Source organism: Rahnella inusitata (assembly GCF_003263515.1).
GTDB classification, from domain to species: Bacteria; Pseudomonadota; Gammaproteobacteria; order Enterobacterales; family Enterobacteriaceae; genus Rahnella; species Rahnella inusitata.
Genome location: NZ_JYDE01000015.1, coordinates 1 through 20,430, shown reverse-complemented (window position 1 = coordinate 20,430; position 20,430 = coordinate 1). Strand labels below are relative to the sequence as shown.

22 protein-coding genes are annotated in these 20,430 nt (G+C 51.1%); 9 read left to right on the top strand and 13 right to left on the bottom strand.

Translation table 11 applies throughout. The features are described from left to right. Positions 1 to 7: 7 nt before the first annotated feature. From pqiA to rmf, 4 genes are all read left to right on the top strand, one after another. Positions 8 to 1,276, top strand: coding sequence for a membrane integrity-associated transporter subunit PqiA (gene pqiA / locus TU92_RS08795; RefSeq protein ID WP_425272534.1), 1,269 nt, complete (start codon positions 8 to 10; stop codon positions 1,274 to 1,276). Then, a complete protein-coding gene (gene pqiB / locus TU92_RS08790) occupies positions 1,263 to 2,915 on the top strand; it encodes an intermembrane transport protein PqiB (protein WP_112166299.1) in 1,653 nt (550 codons plus the stop codon). Before pqiA ends, pqiB begins: the two co-directional genes overlap by 14 nt. Continuing rightward, positions 2,915 to 3,484 carry a membrane integrity-associated transporter subunit PqiC gene (gene pqiC, locus TU92_RS08785; protein ID WP_112166297.1) on the top strand — a complete coding sequence of 190 codons (570 nt, stop codon included), beginning with the start codon at positions 2,915 to 2,917 and terminating at the stop codon, positions 3,482 to 3,484. The genes pqiB and pqiC overlap by 1 nt, the downstream gene beginning before the upstream one ends. Positions 3,485 to 3,759: 275 nt before the next feature. Beyond that, positions 3,760 to 3,927, top strand: a complete 168-nt coding sequence (gene rmf / locus TU92_RS08780) for a ribosome modulation factor (RefSeq protein ID WP_112166295.1) — start codon at positions 3,760 to 3,762, stop codon at positions 3,925 to 3,927. 189 nt (positions 3,928 to 4,116) lie between these two features. Here the strand turns inward: rmf and fabA are convergent, their stop codons facing one another. Continuing rightward, the gene (gene fabA, locus TU92_RS08775) at positions 4,117 to 4,635 is read right to left on the bottom strand and encodes a bifunctional 3-hydroxydecanoyl-ACP dehydratase/trans-2-decenoyl-ACP isomerase (RefSeq protein WP_056769330.1); all 519 of its coding nucleotides are present in this window, start codon (positions 4,633 to 4,635) and stop codon (positions 4,117 to 4,119) included. A gap of 68 nt (positions 4,636 to 4,703) precedes the next feature. Beyond that, the gene (locus TU92_RS08770; RefSeq protein ID WP_112166294.1) at positions 4,704 to 6,470 is read right to left on the bottom strand and encodes an AAA family ATPase; all 1,767 of its coding nucleotides are present in this window, start codon (positions 6,468 to 6,470) and stop codon (positions 4,704 to 4,706) included. A 210-nt stretch (positions 6,471 to 6,680) separates the two neighbouring features. On the opposite strand from TU92_RS08770, the gene matP reads away from it, so the two are divergent. Next, positions 6,681 to 7,139, top strand: coding sequence for a macrodomain Ter protein MatP (gene matP / locus TU92_RS08765; protein ID WP_112166292.1), 459 nt, complete (start codon positions 6,681 to 6,683; stop codon positions 7,137 to 7,139). A gap of 137 nt (positions 7,140 to 7,276) precedes the next feature. On the opposite strand, the gene ompA is transcribed toward matP, so the two are convergent. Further along, positions 7,277 to 8,353 carry a porin OmpA gene (gene ompA, locus TU92_RS08760; RefSeq protein ID WP_112166290.1) on the bottom strand — a complete coding sequence of 359 codons (1,077 nt, stop codon included), beginning with the start codon at positions 8,351 to 8,353 and terminating at the stop codon, positions 7,277 to 7,279. A gap of 356 nt (positions 8,354 to 8,709) precedes the next feature. Then, positions 8,710 to 9,216 carry an SOS-induced cell division inhibitor SulA gene (sulA, locus tag TU92_RS08755; protein ID WP_112166288.1) on the bottom strand — a complete coding sequence of 169 codons (507 nt, stop codon included), beginning with the start codon at positions 9,214 to 9,216 and terminating at the stop codon, positions 8,710 to 8,712. A gap of 219 nt (positions 9,217 to 9,435) precedes the next feature. On the opposite strand from sulA, the gene TU92_RS08750 reads away from it, so the two are divergent. Beyond that, positions 9,436 to 10,089, top strand: coding sequence for a TfoX/Sxy family DNA transformation protein (locus TU92_RS08750; RefSeq protein WP_112166286.1), 654 nt, complete (start codon positions 9,436 to 9,438; stop codon positions 10,087 to 10,089). 19 nt (positions 10,090 to 10,108) lie between these two features. Here TU92_RS08750 and yccS read toward each other — a convergent pair whose 3' ends face one another. Both yccS and TU92_RS08740 read right to left on the bottom strand, forming a co-directional pair. After that, positions 10,109 to 12,250 (bottom strand): YccS family putative transporter, encoded by a 2,142-nt coding sequence (gene yccS / locus TU92_RS08745; RefSeq protein WP_112166284.1) that lies wholly within the window; start codon positions 12,248 to 12,250, stop codon positions 10,109 to 10,111. A 52-nt stretch (positions 12,251 to 12,302) separates the two neighbouring features. Next, positions 12,303 to 12,764 carry a YccF domain-containing protein gene (locus TU92_RS08740; protein WP_112166282.1) on the bottom strand — a complete coding sequence of 154 codons (462 nt, stop codon included), beginning with the start codon at positions 12,762 to 12,764 and terminating at the stop codon, positions 12,303 to 12,305. A gap of 207 nt (positions 12,765 to 12,971) precedes the next feature. On the opposite strand from TU92_RS08740, the gene helD reads away from it, so the two are divergent. After that, the gene (gene helD / locus TU92_RS08735) at positions 12,972 to 15,026 is read left to right on the top strand and encodes a DNA helicase IV (RefSeq protein ID WP_112166280.1); all 2,055 of its coding nucleotides are present in this window, start codon (positions 12,972 to 12,974) and stop codon (positions 15,024 to 15,026) included. Positions 15,027 to 15,060: 34 nt separating this feature from the next. Here helD and mgsA read toward each other — a convergent pair whose 3' ends face one another. Next, a complete protein-coding gene (gene mgsA / locus TU92_RS08730; RefSeq protein ID WP_112166278.1) occupies positions 15,061 to 15,522 on the bottom strand; it encodes a methylglyoxal synthase in 462 nt (153 codons plus the stop codon). 118 nt (positions 15,523 to 15,640) lie between these two features. After that, positions 15,641 to 16,300, bottom strand: coding sequence for a YccT family protein (locus tag TU92_RS08725; RefSeq protein ID WP_112166275.1), 660 nt, complete (start codon positions 16,298 to 16,300; stop codon positions 15,641 to 15,643). 192 nt (positions 16,301 to 16,492) lie between these two features. Between TU92_RS08725 and TU92_RS08720 the strand changes: the two genes are divergently transcribed. Beyond that, positions 16,493 to 16,906 (top strand): CoA-binding protein, encoded by a 414-nt coding sequence (locus tag TU92_RS08720; protein ID WP_112166273.1) that lies wholly within the window; start codon positions 16,493 to 16,495, stop codon positions 16,904 to 16,906. Between the two features lie 95 nt (positions 16,907 to 17,001). Here TU92_RS08720 and hspQ read toward each other — a convergent pair whose 3' ends face one another. After that, positions 17,002 to 17,319, bottom strand: coding sequence for a heat shock protein HspQ (gene hspQ, locus TU92_RS08715; RefSeq protein WP_112166271.1), 318 nt, complete (start codon positions 17,317 to 17,319; stop codon positions 17,002 to 17,004). 123 nt (positions 17,320 to 17,442) lie between these two features. Continuing rightward, on the bottom strand, positions 17,443 to 18,636 hold the full coding sequence (gene rlmI, locus TU92_RS08710) for a 23S rRNA (cytosine(1962)-C(5))-methyltransferase RlmI (RefSeq protein WP_112166269.1): 1,194 nt from the start codon (positions 18,634 to 18,636) through the stop codon (positions 17,443 to 17,445). 98 nt (positions 18,637 to 18,734) lie between these two features. Here rlmI and yccX point away from each other — a divergent pair, with 98 nt between their 5' ends. Further along, entirely contained in the window at positions 18,735 to 19,013 is a 279-nt protein-coding gene (gene yccX / locus TU92_RS08705; RefSeq protein ID WP_112166267.1) for an acylphosphatase, read from the top strand. A 9-nt stretch (positions 19,014 to 19,022) separates the two neighbouring features. Here the strand turns inward: yccX and tusE are convergent, their stop codons facing one another. The 3 genes from tusE to TU92_RS22370 form a co-directional block, all read right to left on the bottom strand. Then, positions 19,023 to 19,352, bottom strand: a complete 330-nt coding sequence (gene tusE / locus TU92_RS08700; protein ID WP_112166265.1) for a sulfurtransferase TusE — start codon at positions 19,350 to 19,352, stop codon at positions 19,023 to 19,025. A 136-nt stretch (positions 19,353 to 19,488) separates the two neighbouring features. After that, positions 19,489 to 20,151, bottom strand: a complete 663-nt coding sequence (gene yccA / locus TU92_RS08695) for an FtsH protease modulator YccA (RefSeq protein WP_112166263.1) — start codon at positions 20,149 to 20,151, stop codon at positions 19,489 to 19,491. Positions 20,152 to 20,243: 92 nt separating this feature from the next. Continuing rightward, a partial coding sequence (locus TU92_RS22370) for a hypothetical protein (protein ID WP_211182592.1) occupies positions 20,244 to 20,430 on the bottom strand: 187 nt, incomplete at its 5' end.

Sequence of the window (20,430 nt, the reverse complement as noted above, 5' to 3'; positions counted from 1 at the left end):
GGAGTCGATTGTGTGTTCTGATGCCCATGGCCCGCACATTTTATGCCCCCAATGCGACATGCTGGTGGCAATACCTGGTCTGCATATCGGGCAAAAAGCCGTGTGTCCCCGTTGTCATACAACGCTGACAACCCGCTGGAATGAACCACGCAGACGTCCTGTCGGTTACGCAATCAGCGCCTTATTTATGCTGGTGCTGGCCAACCTTTTCCCCTTTGTAAACATGAATGTTGCCGGGCTGAGCAGCGAAGTCACGCTGGTGCAGATCCCGCAGGTATTGGTGTCAGAAGATTACGCCAGTATGGCATCACTGTTTATGATCGTGGTGCAGCTGCTTCCGGCAATCTGCATGATGTCGATCATCATCCTTTATCAGGGGATGAATATTCCCGTCCACTGGAAAGTCAGTATCGCCCGCACCATGTTCAGGCTGAAAAGCTGGTGCATGGTGGAGATTTTTCTCGCCGGCGTTCTGGTCAGCTTCGTGAAACTGATGGCCTACGGTGACGTGGGAGTCGGTACCAGTTTCATCCCTTATGTCCTGTTTTGTTTACTGCAACTGCGGGCCTTCCAGTGCACCGATCGTTTCTGGCTATGGCAGCACATCGAGCCAGCACCGGCGGTGGAGCAACCGGTTCGCGTGGGTGAAAGCGGTCTGCGTCAGGGACTTCGCTCCTGTCACTGCTGCATGGCGATTTTGCCGGTCGATCAGAGCGAGTGCGGGCGTTGTAAAAGTAAAGGACACGCACGGCGTAAGAACAGCCTGCAATGGACGATGGCGCTGCTGGTCACTTCAATTTTGTTATATCTCCCGGCGAATCTGCTGCCAATTATGATCACGCAGGTATTGGGAACCCCGATGCCTTCGACGATCATGGCAGGTGTCGTACTGCTGTGGAGTGACGGTTCGTACCCGGTTGCCATGGTGATTTTTATCGCCAGTATCATGGTGCCGACTTTAAAAATGATTGCTATTGCGTGGCTATGCTGGGACGCAAACAGCAATAAAGAAATCGACCGTGAAAGGTTGCATGTGATTTATGAACTGGTTGAATTTGTTGGCCGCTGGTCGATGATCGACGTGTTTGTAATTGCGGTACTTTCTGCGCTGGTAAGAATGGGGCAGCTCATGAGTATTTATCCGGACATCGGCGCGCTGCTGTTTGCTGGCGTCGTCATCCTCACTATGTTCGCTGCAATGACGTTTGACCCAAGGCTCATTTGGGATCGTGCCGGAATGAAGTCTACAAAGGAGCCACAAGATGGCAGGAAATAATATGGCAGAGCATGACGGAACTGCCAAAGTAGAAAAGATTAAACGCTGGTCACCAGTGTGGATTGTTCCGATTGTCACTGCGCTGATCGGGGCATGGATCCTGTTTTACCACTACAGCCATCAGGGACCGGAAGTCACTCTGATCACCACGACGGCGGAAGGGATTGAGGGCGGGAAAACCACCATCAAAAGCCGAAACGTCGATGTGGGTAAAGTAGAGTCCGTGACGTTGAGCGAGAACCTGCAGCAGGTGATCATCAAGGCGCGTCTGAACACCGGTATGGAAAAAATGCTGCGTGATGATTCGGTGTTCTGGGTGGTGAAACCGCAAATCGGCCGCGAAGGTATTTCCGGTCTGGGCACATTGTTGTCCGGGGCGTATATCCAGCTACAACCGGGCAATAAAGGCGGCGAAAAATCAGAATATAAACTTGATGATTCTCCGCCGCTGGCCTCGCCGGATGCTAAAGGTATCCGCGTGGTTCTCGAGAGTGAACGCTCTGGTCAGCTTAGCCCCGGTGACCCTGTGCTGTTCCGTGGTTTCCAGGTAGGTACGGTTGAAACCAGCCACTTTGATCCGAAAGCCCGTAATATCAAATATCAGCTGTTCATCCGCGCGCCGTACGACACGCTGGTATCTGACAATGTTCGCTTCTGGAAAGACAGCGGCGTGAACTTTGACATGTCAGCCGCCGGTATGCGTGTAGAAATGGGTTCGCTGACCACGTTGTTTAGCGGTGGCGTCAGTTTTGATATTCCTAATGGCTGGACGCAGGGCCAGGAAGCGAAAAACGGCGATAACTACCAGCTGTTTGACGATCAGAAAAGTATTCAGGAATCGCTGTATACCCGCCACATGGATTACGTGATGTTCTTCTCTGATTCTATTCGCGGCCTGCAACCGGGGGCACCGGTCGAATTCCGCGGCATCAGGCTCGGTACGGTTTCAGAAGTACCTTTCCCGATCAATGCGCTGAAACAGCAAATTGCGAACGACTATCGTATTCCTGTTCTGATCCGCATTGAACCGGATCGTTTTGCGCAGTTGCTCGGCAGCGATTTCAACATTGCCGATCATATTCGTGATGGTATCTCGCAGGGACTGCGTGCCTCGATGAAATCAGCCAACTTGCTGACAGGTTCGATGTATGTCGATCTGGATTTCTATCCGAATGAAAAACCGTGGAAAGGGCCGCTGGAAGTTGCCGGACATAAACTGCTGCCGACCGTGAGTGGTGGATTCGCGCAGATCCAGCAAAAACTGATGACCACGCTGGATAAAATCAACAATCTGCCGATCGAACCTATGCTGCGTGAAGCCACCAGTACACTGGCCGAAAGTCAGAGAACGATGAAATCCACGCAGAAAACCATCGAGTCTCTGAATGCGATTGTCAGCAGCAAAGAGATTAAGGCGCTACCTCAGGATATGCAGCAGACGCTGATCCAGCTTAACCGCAGCCTTAAAGGTTTCCAGCCGGGTTCACCTGCGTACGGCAATCTGGTGGGCGATATGCAAAGTCTTGATAAGACCTTGCGCGAGCTTCAGCCGGTGCTTAAAACGCTGAACCAGAAAAGTAACGCTCTGATTTTCGCCGCCCCAGGGCAAGATGATCCTCAGCCGAAGAAGGCCAAATAATGAAAAAATGGATACCCGTCGTCTTTGCATTATTCCTGACTGCCTGTAGCAGCAGTGACCAGAAAACCTACTATCAGTTGCCTGTGCTGAGCAGCGCACCGGCAGAGGGCAACGTGTTGTCATCCGGCATGGTCGAGCAGCGTAAGCTGTGGGTTGAGCACGTGAGCGTGGCTGATTATCTGGCAGGTTCGGGGCTGGTGTATCAGACTAATGATGTGCAATACACGCTGACGCAAAATAACCTGTGGGCAAGCCCGCTGGATCAGCAGCTTCAGCAATCACTGGTGACTTATCTGCGCCGGGATTTGCCCGGCTATCTGGTTTCAGGTCAGCCAGCCAGTTCTGACGATCAGGATGTGCTGAATGTGAACGTCACTGGTTTCCACGGCCGATATGATGGCATCGTCGTGGTAAGTGGTAGCTGGACGCTGACTCGTCAGGGGCAGACCGTTCAGCGTGATTTTGCACTGAATATGAAACAGGGTGAAGACGGGTATGACGCTCTGGTCAGAACCCTGGCGACCGGATGGCAGCATGAAGCAAGCCAGATAGCCGCACAGGTCAGATAAAAAACTTTTAAGCTTAATTTTATTTAAGCTAAATTATAAAAATCCCGGTTTCTGAATTTCAGACGCCGGGATTTTTTATTTGTGATCAGCCAGATGTGAATCCTGAGACGCGATTTATTTGCGCGCAATCCGATAAAATATCTCAAATTTATGACATTGGCGTGAATTTTGAGCATTGACCTCGTTTGCGATAACGGCTATTTGTTAGAGGTGGACGCAGAAGCGTACCACTGTTTTCTTTCCACCTAGACCTGAATAAATGAGGGATATAAGGCATGAAGAGACAAAAACGCGATCGCCTGGAACGGGCACAATCACGTGGTTACCAAGCAGGTATCGGCGGGCGCTCAAAAGAGATTTGCCCCTACCAATCATTAGATGCCCGATCACATTGGCTCGGGGGTTGGCGACAAGCCATGGAGGTCAGGGCTGTAAACGCTTAAGCGACAGCTCTGTCAGAATAAGGAACGACCTCCGCTGCGCGCGGAGGTTTTCGTTTGTAGGGCCCGGGTGACGCAGTCACGATTCCCGTCAAAGTGTTCTCAATAAAAATAATAAAAACAAAATCATCAGGCATAAAAAAACGGCGAACCTTACAGGCTCGCCGTTCTGTCAAACGCGGTATTAAACGTTTAGAACGCAGCAGCGTCCTTGAACAGACCGACTTTCAGATCGGTTGCGGTGTAGATCACCACACCGTCAACCAGTACTTCACCATCGGCGACGCCCATGATCAGTTTACGGTTGATGACGCGCTTGAAGTTCAGGCGATAAGTCACCACTTTAGCCGTTGGCAGAACCTGACCGGTGAATTTCACCTCGCCGACACCGAGGGCGCGGCCTTTGCCTTCGCCACCGAGCCAGCCCAGGTAGAAGCCCACTAACTGCCACATGGCGTCCAGACCCAGACAACCAGGCATCACCGGGTCACCGATGAAGTGGCAGCCGAAGAACCACAGGTCCGGATTGATATCCAGCTCAGCTTCTACATAGCCTTTGCCATGGGTGCCACCATCTTCTTGCATCTTGACGATGCGATCCATCATCAGCATGTTGCCTGACGGTAACGGAGGACCGCCAGCGCCGAAGAGTTCACTGCGGCCGGAAGCTATGAGGTCTTCTTTCGTATAGGAATCGCGTTTATCTACCATGTTCTATGTAAGCCTTATTTTAATGAAGGGCGAAGATTAGCTTACAGCTGTAAGCTGAACAACTCCGATCAGCTGTGATTAAACCAGTTCAACCAGCGAAGAGGCCAGGGATAACGCGGGCCACCTTGCGATGTTGCCAGCGCAATGCGCTGCTGAATCAACCCCAACAAACTCGGGCGCTCTTCTTCACCTTCCCCTTCGTTTGAGTAAATCAGTCCGGTCAGGATTGGCAGCGCTTCGGCTGCGTTGTCTACTGCCCATAAATGAAACTGGCCTTCGCGAACGGCGTCAAGAACCTGCGGATGCAGACACAAGTTACGCACGTTGCTGGTTGGCAGAATGACCCCTTGCTTACCGGTCAAACCGCGACGTTGACAAACTTCGAAGAAACCTTCGATTTTCTCATTAACGCCACCAATAGGTTGCACGTTCCCAAACTGATCGACAGAGCCAGTCACCGCAATTTGCTGGTTAATCGGCTGCATCGAGAGCGCACTGATCAATGCGCAAAGTTCAGCAAGGGAGGCGCTGTCGCCATCCACTTCTCCGTAAGACTGCTCAAACACAATCGAGGCGGAGAAGGGCAGTGGCTGGTCGAGCTCTAACTCGGATATCAAAAAGGCCTGCATGATCATCATACCTTTGGCATGAAGATTACCGCCCAGTTCCGCTTTACGTTCGACATCAGTAAATTCGCCGTCGCCGGTGTGTACGACACAACTAATGCGTGAAGGTTCACCTAACGCCCTCGGGTGCCCTGGATATTCCAGAACGGAGAGGCCGTTGATCTGACCGACGACTTCACCTTCGGTTTCAATGCGGATCTGCCCCAGCTCAATTTCATCCTGCATGCGTTCCTGCAAATAGCTCTCACGCCATGCGCGGGCATTGGACGCCGCTTCTAACGCCTTAGCGCTCAGAAGCTCGTCTTCATTGTAGAGAGCCGCTTCGCTAAGTTGCATATTCAGCCATACCGGGTCTAATGTCAGGCTGCCCTGATCGGTACTCTGCCGGATTGCTATTTTCAGAAACTCTGGCCACGCATCCGCAGCAAGTCGTGGGACTTCCAGCTCATCCGCCAGCGTATTGACATATCCACACCAGGTTTCCATGTCGCTCAGTTCGGTCAGTGGCAGGTCAGCTTCGAATTCACCGTAGATGGAAGAATCCATCAGCTCCGGTTCCATATCGCTGAGATCTCCCAGAGACAGACGATCACCGACCAGAATCACGCGGATATCCAACGGCATCGGCGGAATGGTCGCGGGCAAAGGGCGTGTTTCATCAGGTGATACCCAATGATATTGCCCTTCAGTAATCATCTGCTTCAGACGTAACCACATCAGTGGCTGAGCGAGCAGGCTGCGAATCGACAATACCAGCACGCCACCGTTGATGTTATGCACCAGACCTGGTTCAAGCTGGATCTGGTCTTTATACACACGGACGCAGCCAAACAGCTGTTCAGGTTCAATCCATTCGCGGTACTGGCAGGTAAACTTGGCTGCAAAGGGATCTTCTGCCGATTTAGCCGCCAGCAATGTCACCTTGTTACCTTCAATATGATAGCGGTTCCCGACGATGTCATCCGGCTCAGGCACCAGATCGCTGACCACATTGGAGATACGGGAAAGATACTCGCGATTTTCTTGCGCTTTAAGGATCATAAAGCGGGGGCGCGAGCGGGGATGACAAAACAGCGTTAAACCATTTTCCAGCCGAGGCTGAGTTCCAGCGAAATCGACAGGGGCTAACTGGGCAGCCGTTGCAAAGATTGCCTCGTAAGGCGCGGAGTCGGGCAGTAAAAGCTGCCAGTCAAGTCGGTTATTGGTCAATGTGTTAGCTGTTTTCTATAAAAAGGGAAAGTGCGATTATACAAGAATAAACACTGCTGCATACAATGAGAGTCACGACCGAATTCGAGTTACTGCACATTGCTGAACGGGTGCGCAAAAAACAAACAAAATATGCGGGTTTATTTGCAGTGAAAAATGAAACAAAGCTGTTATGCTTAGTAAAGTTACGTGGTCACATAAGAGTTCACGATGAAATATCAGCAACTGGAAAATCTGGAAAGTGGTTGGAAATGGAAGTATCTGGTCAAAAAACACCGGGAAGGTGAGCGGATCACCCGCCATTTAGAGAACAGCGCTGCCCAGGAATCGGTGAATCAACTTCTCAGTCTGGAAAGTGAGCCGGTGAAGGTCATGGACTGGATTGCTAACAATATGAATCCGGCACTGGAAAATCGTCTCAAACAAACTATTCGTGCGCGCCGCAAACGCCATTTCAACGCCGAACATCAGCACACCCGTAAGAAGTCCATCGATCTTGAGTTTCTGGTCTGGCAGCGTTTGGCTGGGCTTGCGCAACGACGTGGTGCGACGTTATCCGATACAATTATTCAACTGCTCGAAGACGCTGAACGTAAAGAGAAATACGCTAATCAGATGTCTTCACTGAAAGAAGATTTGCAGCAGATTCTGGGCAAACAAGACAGCTAATCTGCTCATCATTAGTGTGTCATGAATAATACTGAAGTTGCTGAACCAAAATCCACCTTCAGTCATAAAAATAAGACATAAAAAAACCCCGCCTTGGCGGGGTTTTTGATATCTGTAGTAAAAGCTAAAGAGTGTTATTAAGCCTGTGGCTGAGTAACAGTATCTTTGTAGCCTTTAACTTCGATTTCTACACGACGGTCTGGTGCCAGGCAGTCGATCAGAGCAGCACGGCCTTTAACGGAGTCACAGGTAGAACCAGTAACTGGGTTAGATTTACCCTGGCCTTGTGCAGAGATCTTGTTAGCAGGGATACCTTTAGATACCAGGTAATCTACTACGCTCTGAGCACGTTGCTCAGACAGTTTCTGGTTGTATTGTTCTGAACCGATACGGTCGGTGTAACCCAGAACGATAACAGAACCGTCTTTAGGATCGATTGAGCTCAACTGGCTGTACAGCTGATCCAGAGCCTGTTGGCCTTCTGGTTTCAGAGTCGCTTTGTTGAAGTTGAAGAGAACGTCAGATTTCAGAGTGAATTTCTTAGTCTCTACAACTGGAGCTGGTGCTGGTGCTGGAGCAACAACTGGAGCAGCGGCTTCATCTTGACCGAAACGGTAAGAAACACCCACAGCCAGCATGCCGTTATCAGGACGTGCGCCAACAGTAGCTGCGTCACCAATGTTGTTAACCCACTGGTAATCCAGACGGGTAGCCCAGTTTTTGGTAACTGCGTATTCAAGACCAACGGCTGCCAGTGGAGAAACACCGGTGTCGTGGTCGCTGATGCGGCCAGCTGCGCCATTGTTGAAGTTACCTTTAGAGTCTGCACGCCAAACCATACCACCCAGACGGGTGTAGATGTCCAGTTCGTCAGTCAGTGGGTAGCTCAGTTTAGCAGCCAGCTGAACGCCTTGTGCTTTGAACGCGCCGTTGTTTACGCTGCCTTTAGAAGGCATGCGACCAAGCCAGTCATATCCCATTTCAAAGCCCAGGTATTGGTTCGCTTGGTAACCCAAGAACGCACCTGCACCCAGTTGGCTTTCGTGGGTAGGGCCGTTGCCGATACCTTCGTAAGCATTTGCGAAACCAGTGTCATGGTATTGGGACCAGCCCAATTTACCACCGGTATACCAGGTGTTATCTTTAGGGGCGGCTTGCGCTACGGTAGCGAAACCTGCCAGTGCCACTGCTAATGCGATAGCTGTCTTTTTCATTTTTGCGCCTCGTTATCATCCAAATAGGCAATTGAGCTTTAAGCTGTAAGCCCTTGGTTAAAATCCTTACGCCAAGGTTATTGCGTCAATTAGGAACTTGCCACTTTACGTTGGCATTATAGAGCAACCTTGGCGTTGTAAAGTCTACAACGTGGCGCGAAACTTACAAGCTTGAAGTGTTAACACCGTGGAAAAAAAGGGAAAAATGTACACATTTCTTAACGTGTTTGACCTTTTGTTGACAAAACTTGGAGGATATCTGCGTCAGGAATGCCCGTTTTTACTGGCTTTGGCGCTTGTTCCAGCACAAATCACTAAGTTCCGTATTATTTTCATCAGAACATTCCTAATTTGAACTAATGATATACAGAAGAGTGAATTTTTACTGTTGAGTGATGTCCATTGGCTGAACTTTGCTCATTTGTTGGCTTCATAATGAACCCGTAAGCCCCTCCCTGACGTGCTGCAATTTGCAGTCTTTCTCTCTCCATATCGTTCAATTCGGGTAGCCATCCCAACACCACGCTGTAATTTCCTGTTTGCAGCGCTTTTTCCATCGCATCTACTGTCGACATTGCCGTAATTTGATTCACCTGAACCATTTTATCGACAGGTAAGCCCGATTGAGACAACCAAACACGACTCAGTTTTTGTTGTGGCGTAAGCCATAACAACCAGCGGGACTGTGTGCCGAGATGTTGAAGCAGAGGCAGCAATAACTGGGCAAAAGCAGGTTGGCTCGCACTATAGACGAACTCAGTGATCAGACCATTATTCAGGGATGCAGACGTATTTACCTGTGGATGACTTACCGGCAAAGCAAGCTGACTAAAATGATGATTTGCATGTTGTTGAGTTCGCATAGTGATGTACCCCAGTGAGTTACTGTATGAATGTACAGTACTCTGGCGATGAACAAAGATCAACCCAATTTTTTCCAAGATATCTCGCAAATTTCGAAGGTAACAGGCTGCAAATGCATTTTGTATTTGGCGGGATGCGTCGCATTGCGTATTTTGATTTTAGCTGTTTAGCTAACCCATAAATGGGGTGTATGGAATTAATATGAAAAGGATAACGCAATGATAACTCAGTCAAAAAAACGTATTCTTCAATGTATGGAACTCTTCGCTTCATTAGGTAATATTCGCGCCCGCTCCCAGTTTGGAGGGTACAGTTTATCGGCTAATCGCGTGATGTTTGCCCTGGTCTCAGACGGTGAACTGTATCTGCGTGCGAGCCAAGAAACCGAACAGTATTTTTGTGAGCAGGGCATGGAAAGGCTGATTTATCGTAAACGCGGGATGGCCGTCCTGCTCCGTTATTTTAAGGTGAGTAAAGCCCAGTGGGAGAAGCCCAGAGCATTGCGTCGGATGGCAATGCTTTCTCTGCGAGGAATGCAGCGTGATATCGACAGACGAAAAAACAACGAAGCCGGGCGGCTCAAAGACTTACCCAATCTGACGCTGGCATTAGAAAGAATGCTGTGGGAAGTGGGTATCGAAAACTCAGATGATCTTCGCCTGCAAGGGGCGTGCGTGACGTATGAAAAGCTCTGCGCAGTCAAAAAGGATCTGAGTATCAACATATTGATGGCCCTTGAAGGCGCAATTCTGGGCTTTCATGAAGCGGCTCTGCCAATGGCATCCCGTGAGTTGTTAACTCAGTGGTACAACCATCAGCAAGAGCAGCTGGAGCAGCAACGACAAAATACACATAACGTCGCAGCTAGTTGACTCGCACGGGGCATGCTTATCAGAGATGACTTTGTCCGGGCAGAATTTTGTTGTTCAGGCTGGTGAGCTCAGGTAAATGAGCCACCAGCAAACCAATCTGCTGCAGTACGAGCTGTTCTTTACTGTCGGATTCTGTCGTTCGTAATTGGATCCGCGCAGTCAGATGATTAAGCGCACGCTGAATCCGGTCTGTTTCTGTCGGCATATGATTGAGAGCACCATCCACACAACATGCCGCATCATCGAGCAGGCGAAGTGTTTCCGTATCTTCAAGTTTTTCCCGGTGCGCACCGAGTGCTGAAATGTAGCTCAGCATGGTGTGATTGAGGCATAACAGTCTGAACGCAGCTTCGAGCGTAGCAGGATCGTTATTTTTCTCTGAGCTCATGTTGGAGACCACGGAAGCCAATTCGGCATCGCAGTTGTGCGCATCACGACGTGCCAGACGGTAATCCAGGCTGTTATCTTTGCCCTGATGATATTGGACCAAAATAGCATCCAGATAGCGGCAGTTAGCTTCAAAGGTTTTGCTGACCACTTTGTCAATCTGGCGGAATTTCCAGTCAGGCCAGATATAGGTCACTGCCGCCCACGCAATCCCACAGCCAATCACCGTATCGATAATACGCGGTATGGCCACTTCGAAACCTTCGCCCAGCAAATTGAAACACAACAACACCAATAGGGTGATAAACATGGTGGCCTGCGCATATTGCACGGTACGAAATGCGAAGAATAACAGTCCACTGATGACAATCAGGATCATCTGACCGTCAACGGAAGGGACGAAATACAGGATCGGAATACCGATCGCGATACCGGCCAGTGTGCCGATAATCCTCAGCGCTAAACGACGACGCGTCGCGCTATAGTTGGGCTGACAAACAAACAGGCTGGTCAGCAAAATCCAGTATCCGTGATTCATTCCGCTTACCTGAATAAACACATATCCGACAAAGAGTACGACGGACATGCGAATGGCGTGGCGAAACAGCACCGACTGCGGCGTAAAATGCCGCGAAATGCGCAGCCAGATATCATCCAGTCCGGTTAACCGATCTTCGGCAAAAGGACTCTTGCCGGAATGATTCTCAGGTTCTGACTGCTCTGACTCAATGTTTGCCAGCTGTGCATCGATCGCATGCAGGTTGCGTAAAAGATGACGCAATGCCTGTAACATTTCCCGATGATCCCCCTGCGCTTCCAGGCGTTTTAGCGCTTCTTCGAGTCGCGCAAAGGCACGCTCGAACTGGCTGTTGTGCGAGTAGGGCTGACGATAAAGAATGCACTGTGAAAGTTGAGAACAGGCGCGCGCTTGCATACTCATCAGGCGTTGGAAGCGAAACAGGATGTCGCTGTGGTGGAACTGTTCACTGAGTTTCAGGTATTTCACATGGGAAGAACTGGCGCGCTCGTGAATATCCTGCACGACAAAATAGTAATGCAGCGTGCGGCGCGTGCCTTTCTGCCCACGGTCACCTTTCAGGCGGGTTTGCAGCGTATTTTTGGTCTGGTTCAGCGTGGCAACCAACTGCCCGTTGGCCATCGCGAGTTCCACCAGCTGCTGATTATTGTCTTCCTGATCGGGGTCGAACAAGGTCGCCTTGGCTTCCAGATAGGCGGCCAGCTGAGTGAAACAGCGGGAAATCTGATCCTGAAGGGGGCGGATAGGGTAGATCAAATGCCCGGCAAGAGTCAGCAAGTTATACCATATGGCACCTGCCAGCAGGAGCAGCGGTTGCTGATACCAGATATGGTACATACTGGTGCCAAGCATGGTGTAAATCGCAATCAGTAACGCGCCAAACGCGATAGTGGCGTAGCGCTGACCGAGTGCGCCCAGCAAAATGAATCCGCAGGTTGAGAGCATCAGGCCGGGCGCAAACAGCCACGGATGGGGGAAGAGCAGCTCTATTGAAGCCGATGCAATAAAAAAACACACCAGCGTAATCAGCAAATTGCGCAGACGGCCAGCCAGCCGGTCGTCGAGGTCGGCGAGCGCTGCGGCAACCACGCCCAGCGTCAGGGGTATGGTCAGCGTAGTCTGACCTAACCACCATGGCACCGCTGCGGCACCCGCCAGAGCAATGAAAATCCTGATGTGATAAAGAACATTGCTGTTATAGGCGTAACGCCTTAAACCTGGTGCAATAGAGAGCACGAAAACCCCACGTTAAACAAAAAAAGTCACGGTCATTAAAAAGCAGTTTTATTCAGCGAATACGGCCATTTTCACGAAGGCGGGCGGCATTGGCCTCACGCATCTGTTTGGCCAGCTCGACAGAGACCACGCGGCGGCCGACAGGCCAGAGAGCGATCGCGGCGATTTTAAAATTCGCGATGCCAACAGGAATCCCGATAATACTGATACATTGGGTGATACCCGCAACGATGTGAGAAATACATAACCACCAGCCAAAGAAAATCAACCAGAAGATATTCAGCAGGGTGCCACCGCCGGAGAGCACGGCATTACGTCTCTCAGGATATAAATCATCGACATGGACGGCTTCATTACCAAACGGCAGCAGTGACAGGCGGGTGATTTCCCAGCAGGAGCGGGTCAGCGGCAGGGTAAAAATCAGCACAATACTGACCAGCGTGGCGAACAGCCAGGCGAGCGTGGTGAAAAAACCACCTAAAACAAAGTTAAGAATATTGAGTACAGTGCGCATGTTGGGATCTTCCCGAAGTTATTAAAAATGTTAAAAGATTTCATGTTCACTAAATGGAAACACCTGCTTTATTCTACCTTGTTTTGTGGAGCGGATCGCCTCTGCTGTTCAAAGGGGAACTCCTAAATACGCTTTACCACTCTGAAGATGTAAAATAACGCATACTATTTTTCCGTCAGGAATAAAAAGAAAACACGGTGTGATGATATGGAATTGAAATCGACTTCTTTCGGGAAACATCTGGCACAGCACCCTTACAACCGGGTACGCATGCTGAACGCGGGCGTTGAAGTCAGCGGCGACAAACATCACTATCTGATCCCTTTCAATCAGTTGATCCAGATCCGCTGCAAACGCGGCATTGTCTGGGGTGAGCTGGAATTCGAACTGCCGGATGAAAAAGTCGTGCGCCTGCACGGCACGGAATGGCAGGAAACGCAGCGTTTTTATCAGCATTTGCTCAAGGTCTGGCAGAGCTGGAGCGTTGAAATGAGCGACGTCAGTGCCGGGGTATTGCACGGGCAAGTTCAAAAAATAGAACACATTGAGCAGCAGGATAAATGGTTCAAACGTGTCGATCTTGCTGATGTGCAAAAAGACATCGCTGGGGCTTTTACCGCCATACCGGTACCGGTTGAGCGTTTGAATGATTTTGATAACTGCCGCGATGATTATCAGACCTGCCTGCGCTGGCTCGAACAGGGTAAGCGCAGCGTAGAACGGCGCAATCTGGCCTGGACTGAACGGGTGATTGCTGAGAATCGTGACTTCTTCGACACCGTTGAAGCTTCCGGGCTCAACGACAGTCAGTGCCGCGCAGTTGTCAATGGCGAAGATGCGGTTCTGGTACTGGCTGGCGCGGGCAGCGGCAAAACATCGGTGCTGGTGGCGCGCGCTGGCTGGTTGCTGCGCCGTCAGGAAGCACACCCGGAGCAAATTCTGCTGCTGGCGTTTGGCCGTCAGGCCGCTGATGAAATGAACACCCGCATTAAAGATCGTCTGCACACCGACGGCATCAAAGCCAAGACGTTCCATGCGCTGGCCTTACAGATTATTCAGGAAGGTAGCAAGAAAGCGCCGAAGATAAGCAAACTGGAAACCGATGCCAAAGCGCGCCGCAGCCTGCTCATCAAAACCTGGCAACAACAGTGTGCCGAGAAAAAAGTGCAGGCCAGCGGCTGGCGTCAGTGGATGACTGAAGAGCTGGAATGGACGGTGCCGGAAGGCGATTACTGGAAGAATAAAGCGCTGGCCGAACGTCTGGGCAGCCGTCTTGAACGCTGGCTAAGCCTGATGCGCATGCACGGCGGCAGTCAGGCGGAGATGATTGAGGCCGCGCCGGAAGAAGTGAAAGAGCTTTTCCAGAAACGTATCCGCCTGATGGCCCCGTTCCTGAAAGCGTGGAAAACTGCTCTCAAAGAAGAGGGCGCCGTCGATTTTTCCGGGCTTATCCATCAGGCCGTTAATATTCTGGAGAAAGGCCGTTTCGTCAGTCCGTGGAAACACATTTTGGTGGATGAATTTCAGGATATTTCGCCACAGCGGGCGCAGCTACTTTCTGCGCTGCGAAAACTCAACAAACACACCAGTCTGTTTGCCGTCGGCGATGACTGGCAGGCGATTTACCGTTTTAGTGGCGCTGAGCTTTCACTGACAACGGCGTTTGCAGAGAACTTTGGTGAAGGCGCGCAATGCGCGCTCGACACCACATATCGCTTTAACGATCGCATTGGTGAAATCGCCAATAAATTCGTCCAGCAGAATCCGTATCAGCTCAAAAAACCGCTTAACAGCCTGACGAAGGGCAACAAGAAAAACGTTGTGATCCTTCCTGAGGATCAGATGGAAAAACTGCTCGATAAGCTCAGTGGTTATGTCACGGCAGAAGAGCGAATTATGGTGCTGGCGCGCTATCATCATCTGCGCCCGCAAATTCTGGAGAAAGCGGCCACGCGCTGGCCGAAACTGAACCTGGAATTTATGACCATTCACGCCAGTAAAGGTCAGGAGGCGGAATACGTGATTATTGTCGGGCTGCATGAAGGCAATGACGGATTCCCCGCACCGGCGCGTGAATCGGTGCTGGAACAGGCGTTACTGCCGGAGCCGGAGAATTTCATGGATGCGGAAGAGCGGCGCTTGCTGTACGTGGCGATGACCCGTGCAAAGCATCAGGTCTGGCTGATGCAGGATAAAGCGCGCCCGTCGGTGTTTATCGGGCAACTGGAAGATATCGGCGTACCGGTGCAGCGGAAACCATAACGCAAAGGCCCGGATTGCCGGGCCCTTCGAGAAATTATTCTTTTAAGCGTGCCCACAAATAGCGCTGATAATCAGGGATGGTAATTTCAACCTCTGACTGGAATAGCGGTGACTGGATCAGAAAGTCAGCGGTAGACAGGTTAGTGGCGACGGGGATATTCCACACCGTTGCCAGACGCAGCAGCGCCTTGACATCCGGATCGTGCGGAACAGCATTGAGCGGGTCCCACAGAAAAATCAGCATATCAATTTTCCCTTCCGCAATCAGCGCACCGACCTGTTGATCGCCGCCCATCGGGCCACTTAGCATACTTTTGACATTAATCCCGGTGTTGCGCTGAACCAGATTCCCCGTCGTGCCGGTGGCATAAAGGACATGCTTAGAAAGTTCAGCGACGTTTTTATCCACCCATTTCATCAGAGTATTTTTGCAATGATCGTGCGCGACAAGAGCAATATGTTTTTTTTTGGCGATCGTGCGGGTTGTGAAGTCCATCTAATTCCCTTCAACGCGAAAGTAAGAGTGGATCACAGAATACTGAAACTGGGTTTTACTGCATAGGGCGGGGGCAATAATTTGGCGTTAAGAAAGAGAATGCGTGATGCAGATTAAGTTACGACGCTTGTTCTTGTTTCACCGGCAGTTTAAACCAGAGCAAAAACTGTTCGATGCCGGCATTGGCGGCGAGACGCGTCCACAGCGGATGCAGATAAGTTATCTCAATCTGTGAAGGCATTTTGCGAGCCATTACCGTTTTTCTTTCAGCGTTATTTTTGGCAAACGACGGCACGGCTGCGCGTGCACCGGACAGGTTGTAAGTCATCATGAGTTTTTCAGCGTCAGCGACCTGTTCGGGATTAAACATATTCAGCACATCTCGCTGAGTTTTAATCTGACGTCCCTGTTCATTGACCAGCTGATAATTCATCACGTGGGTGAACTGAACGGTTTCTTTTTCGCTGTCTAATGAAGGCAGAACGAAGGAAACAGAGCGGTGGCCTTGCGCGTTAAAGGTGACGATAAACGCCGGAGAATGGTAAAGCAGAGGCGTTTGCGGTGCGGCAGAATGGACACTTTTGCTGACCTGGAACAGGATCTGATGCTGACCGCCATCGAGTTCGAGGCTTTCAGCACCTTTGAGAATAGCACCAGACATCAGTTTGCCGTCGATCACCAGAACATCTACGTCTGGCGAAAGTTTGAGGGAGGTCGCCGAAGCTGACGCCATCAGGCTGAGACTCGCTAATGCGACCAGCGCATGACAGACTTTCATTCTTCTCTCCTCAAACACAACGTTCTTCATCGTCTATTATTCAGCAACGCTGATAGTGTGTCAAAGTTTTACAAAATGTTTTAAATTCACACGTTTCTGATTGAGGTCTGGCTATCCTTTTATGAGCGCCGCACTGTCGGAATCCGGATGCTGAGTTACACTTAGCTCAGACAGGTCAAAGGAGATAATCCCGTGCAAGACAATGAGATCCGCGACATTCTGCAGAATGTGAAAACCATCGCACTGGTCGGTGCCAGTGACAATCCGGGGCGTCCGAGTTACGGCGTCATGGCTTACTTACTTTCTCAGGGCTATGAGGTCACCCCGGTCAGCCCTAAACTTGCCGGGCAGGAGCTGTTTGGGCAGAAAGTCGTCGCTTCGCTGGCGGAAATCCCGCATCCGGTGGATATGGTCGATGTGTTCCGCAATGCCGACGCCGCTTACGGCGTGGCGCAGGAAGCGATTGCGATTAAAGCGAAAGTCCTGTGGCTGCAAATTGGTGTGATCAACGAACAGGCCGCAGTGCTGGCGAAAGAGGCCGGGTTGAGAGTGGTGATGGATCGCTGCCCGAAAATCGAAATCCCACGCCTGGGCATCGAACAATAGTTCTTATCGAACAATCTTTTTTACCGTCGTTTACGGCAAAAATCGAAATAAAAAAACCGGCTGCGATGGCCGGTTTTAATGTGCTTTGCTGATGATCAGTTACGCAAGCGTGGCGCCTGAAGCTGGCTGCGAACCGATGCGGCCAGATCATCCAAAGACGTTTGCTCTGGGTGCGCCCGTGCTGCCTCGTGATCAATCTGAATTTCAGCCAGATAGGTATGCACCGGCTGGCCCTCATCATCTTCCATCACCACGTGATACCAGGGTGCGGCTCGCAGAGAGTCGTCGGTCGCGAGTTCAGCGACATCAGGCTTTTCCAGCGAATACTCCGCGTCGACATCGATTACCACGCCTAAATAGCCCAACATTCTGTGGCGGACCTGCTGGCCGATACCAAATTTACTGGCAATCATAGTCATCTCCTGAAATTAGTGTCTTATCTTCTATATGGAGATAAAACGCGCTGTTTCAAGTTTCGACCACTTAATCCGCTAAACATTCGCCGGTGTGCTGCCAAAACAGCACACCGTGATCAATCAGTTTGTCACCAGACAGGCGAAACCTTTCAGATACAAGCCTTCCGGATAAGCGCCGGTGACCGGATGGTCGGCGGCCTGACGGAACTGTTCGACGAACTGAATTTCGCGGTGGGCGTCCAGTGCGGCGTCGGCCAAAATCTTCTGGAAAAGATCTGTAGGCAGCAGACCGGAACAGGAGAAGCTCAGCAGGATGCCGCCGGGGCGCATCAGTTGCAGCGCCAGCATATTGATATCTTTGTAACCACGGCAGGCACTCGCCAGCTGGTTCTTGTTCTCCACGAATTTCGGCGGATCCATGACAATCATGTCGAACTGTCTGCCTTCGGCGCGATATTTACGCAGCAACTGGAAAACGTCTTCGCGCACAAATTCTGCTTTGGACAGATCCAGCTTATTCAACTCGACGTTCTGACGCGCCACATCCAGCGCCGCCTGAGAGGTATCGACGTTGGTGACTTTAGTACAACCGCCCATCAGCGCCGAAACGGCAAATGCACCGGTATATGAGAAGCAGTTCAGCACGTCACGGCCCGCGGCATAGTTGCGTGCGGCAAGACGGCTGTCGCGCTGGTCGAGGTAAAAACCGGTTTTATGGCCTTCTTTAATATCCACCAGCAGGCTCATGCCGTGTTCCTGAATCGGCAGCAGGGCAGGAGGCTCACCGCCCAGCACATGCCCCTGCACCATTTCCAGACCTTCTTTCTTACGCACGGCCACGTCGGAGCGATCCCAAATCGCACATTCCGGGTAGCAGTGTTGCAGGGCGGCAATCAGCGGCGCGCGCTGATATTCCGCACCGGCAGACAGCAATTGAAGGACCAGAAAATTCTGGAAGCGGTCGATGGTGATACCCGGCAGACCGTCAGATTCACCGGCAATCAGGCGGTAACCATCCAGACCGTCGCGTTTGGCGATATAATTACGCCAGTTCTGCGCCTGCTGTAAACGGCGGATAAAGAAGTCGATGTCGATCTCTTCGTCCTGGCTGAAGGTCCAGACGCGGGCACGAATTTGAGATGATGGCGAATAGGCACCGCGCGCGAGCCATTTGCCCTGACTGTCTACAATATCAATAGTGTCGCCGGAATTGGCTTTGCCATCGACGCGCTGAACAGCGCCGGAAAACACCCACGGATGGCGGCGCAGAAGGGATTTTTCGCGGCCTTTGGCCAGAATTAAACGTGCAGTCATAGAATTAGGTTCTGTCGGTTCGGAGACAAAAAAGAGCGACATTGTCCGGTCATGCAGGTGAAATTGCAACGAACCATACCGCTAACGGAGAGATTATTATGGCAACAGTCAGTATAGCCGCCTGGGTGCACGGCATGGTGCAGGGCGTCGGTTTTCGTTTTTCCACGCAACATCAGGCCACCGCATTAGGGCTCACCGGTTACACCAAAAACCTGGAAGACGGCAGCGTAGAAGTGGTGATGTGCGGCGAGCAGGAAAAAGTGGATCAGTTGTTAGCCTGGCTGAAACAGGGCGGACCGAAACATGCGCGGGTGGATCGGGTGCTCAGTGAGCCAACCGCACCCGGCAATTACAGTGATTTCAAAATCAGATACTGATTCAACGTGTTAAAGGCATTTTACCGGTTTTGGCAGGCCTGCAATTTTCGTGGCCTGTTTGGCCGGGCCTTTCGGGAACAGCCGGAACAAATAGCGGCTGTTGCCTTTCTCTTCGCCATATTTTTGTGCCATGGCTTTCACCAGCATGCGCACGGCGGGTGACGTGTTAAATTCAAGGTAAAACTCACGCACGAACCGCACAACTTCCCAGTGCGCTTCGGTCAGCTCGATACCTTCTTCTTCTGCCAGCAGCGGCGCCATGCCTTCCTGCCAGTCTTTACTGTTTTTCAGGTAACCCTGTGCGTCGGTTTCAATAACCTGACCGTCAAACTCCAGCATACAACCTCAAACCTGTAAAAATGCAGCGGCCAGTTTAGCAAAAAGCCGTGCCTGACAAAATAAAAAGCCCCGCGGGAAGCGGGGCTGCAATTTACTTCGGACAAATCAGCAGTGGATTACACCTGATAAAGCGTCATCAGTTACGCGATGACAGACCGAGAATACTCAGCAGACTGACGAACACGTTGTACAGCGAAACATACAGGCTGACGGTAGCGCGAATGTAATTGGTTTCGCCGCCGTGAATGATATTACTGGTTTCCCACAAAATCGCGCCCGCCGAGAACAGAATGAACAGGCAGCTGATGGCCAGAGACAGCGCCGGAATTTGCAGGAACAGGTTCGCTATCACCGCAACCAGCAGGACAACAAAGCCAGCCATCATCATGCCTGACAGGAACGACATGTCTTTACGGGTGGTCAACACGTAGGCTGAACAGCAGAAGAACACCAGCGCAGTACCGCCGAGCGCCAGCATAATAATATCACCCGCACCGGCGGCCAGCAGAGAGCTCAGCAACGGCCCCAGCGTGTAACCCATAAAACCGGTCAGGGCGAAGGCGGAAAGAATACCTGCCGGGCTGTTTGCCGTGCGATAGGTCAGGAACATCAGGCCATAGAAACCGACAATCGTCAGCAGAAAGCCAGGCGAGGGCAGACGCAGAACGGTACTCGCCGTAGCAGTAATGGCCGAAACGCCTAAGGTCAGGGCCAGCAGGAAATACGTATTACGCAATACCCGGTGTGTGCTTAACAACGAGCCTGCGCGCGATGACGAAGAGGCAACGTAACGATCCATAATAAAATTCTCACTCTTATAAGATGATGGAAGTCGGTGAAAATACAATCAGACTGGAGTGTAAGTAGTTGCGCAGCGTCATTAAAGTCGTTTTACCCTTCTTTACCTCGCCGAACGGGGCAGGGCGCGGATTCCTGACGGCAAAATCGCCGTAATGATGCATAAATCGTCATTTGCGATTTGAATGCCTGTTTTTCAGGCAATTGAACGGGATCAGGCTTTACAAGAGGATCGGCACTGTTTATAGTTCGCTTCGTTGCGGAGGGGTGGCCGAGCGGC

Bases quoted from the DNA above. Each gene is read 5' to 3' on its own strand.
- pqiB (WP_112166299.1), top strand. From the start codon at position 1,263: ATGGCAGGAAATAATATGGCAGAGCATGACGGAACTGCCAAAGTAGAA.
- pqiC (WP_112166297.1), top strand. From the start codon at position 2,915: ATGAAAAAATGGATACCCGTCGTCTTTGCATTATTCCTGACTGCCTGT.
- rmf (WP_112166295.1), top strand. From the start codon at position 3,760: ATGAAGAGACAAAAACGCGATCGCCTGGAACGGGCACAATCACGTGGT.
- fabA (WP_056769330.1), bottom strand. From the start codon at position 4,635: ATGGTAGATAAACGCGATTCCTATACGAAAGAAGACCTCATAGCTTCC.
- matP (WP_112166292.1), top strand. From the start codon at position 6,681: ATGAAATATCAGCAACTGGAAAATCTGGAAAGTGGTTGGAAATGGAAG.
- ompA (WP_112166290.1), bottom strand. From the start codon at position 8,353: ATGAAAAAGACAGCTATCGCATTAGCAGTGGCACTGGCAGGTTTCGCT.
- sulA (WP_112166288.1), bottom strand. From the start codon at position 9,216: ATGCGAACTCAACAACATGCAAATCATCATTTTAGTCAGCTTGCTTTG.
- TU92_RS08750 (WP_112166286.1), top strand. From the start codon at position 9,436: ATGATAACTCAGTCAAAAAAACGTATTCTTCAATGTATGGAACTCTTC.
- TU92_RS08740 (WP_112166282.1), bottom strand. From the start codon at position 12,764: ATGCGCACTGTACTCAATATTCTTAACTTTGTTTTAGGTGGTTTTTTC.
- helD (WP_112166280.1), top strand. From the start codon at position 12,972: ATGGAATTGAAATCGACTTCTTTCGGGAAACATCTGGCACAGCACCCT.
- mgsA (WP_112166278.1), bottom strand. From the start codon at position 15,522: ATGGACTTCACAACCCGCACGATCGCCAAAAAAAAACATATTGCTCTT.
- TU92_RS08725 (WP_112166275.1), bottom strand. From the start codon at position 16,300: ATGAAAGTCTGTCATGCGCTGGTCGCATTAGCGAGTCTCAGCCTGATG.
- hspQ (WP_112166271.1), bottom strand. From the start codon at position 17,319: ATGATTGCCAGTAAATTTGGTATCGGCCAGCAGGTCCGCCACAGAATG.
- rlmI (WP_112166269.1), bottom strand. From the start codon at position 18,636: ATGACTGCACGTTTAATTCTGGCCAAAGGCCGCGAAAAATCCCTTCTG.
- yccX (WP_112166267.1), top strand. From the start codon at position 18,735: ATGGCAACAGTCAGTATAGCCGCCTGGGTGCACGGCATGGTGCAGGGC.
- tusE (WP_112166265.1), bottom strand. From the start codon at position 19,352: ATGCTGGAGTTTGACGGTCAGGTTATTGAAACCGACGCACAGGGTTAC.
- yccA (WP_112166263.1), bottom strand. From the start codon at position 20,151: ATGGATCGTTACGTTGCCTCTTCGTCATCGCGCGCAGGCTCGTTGTTA.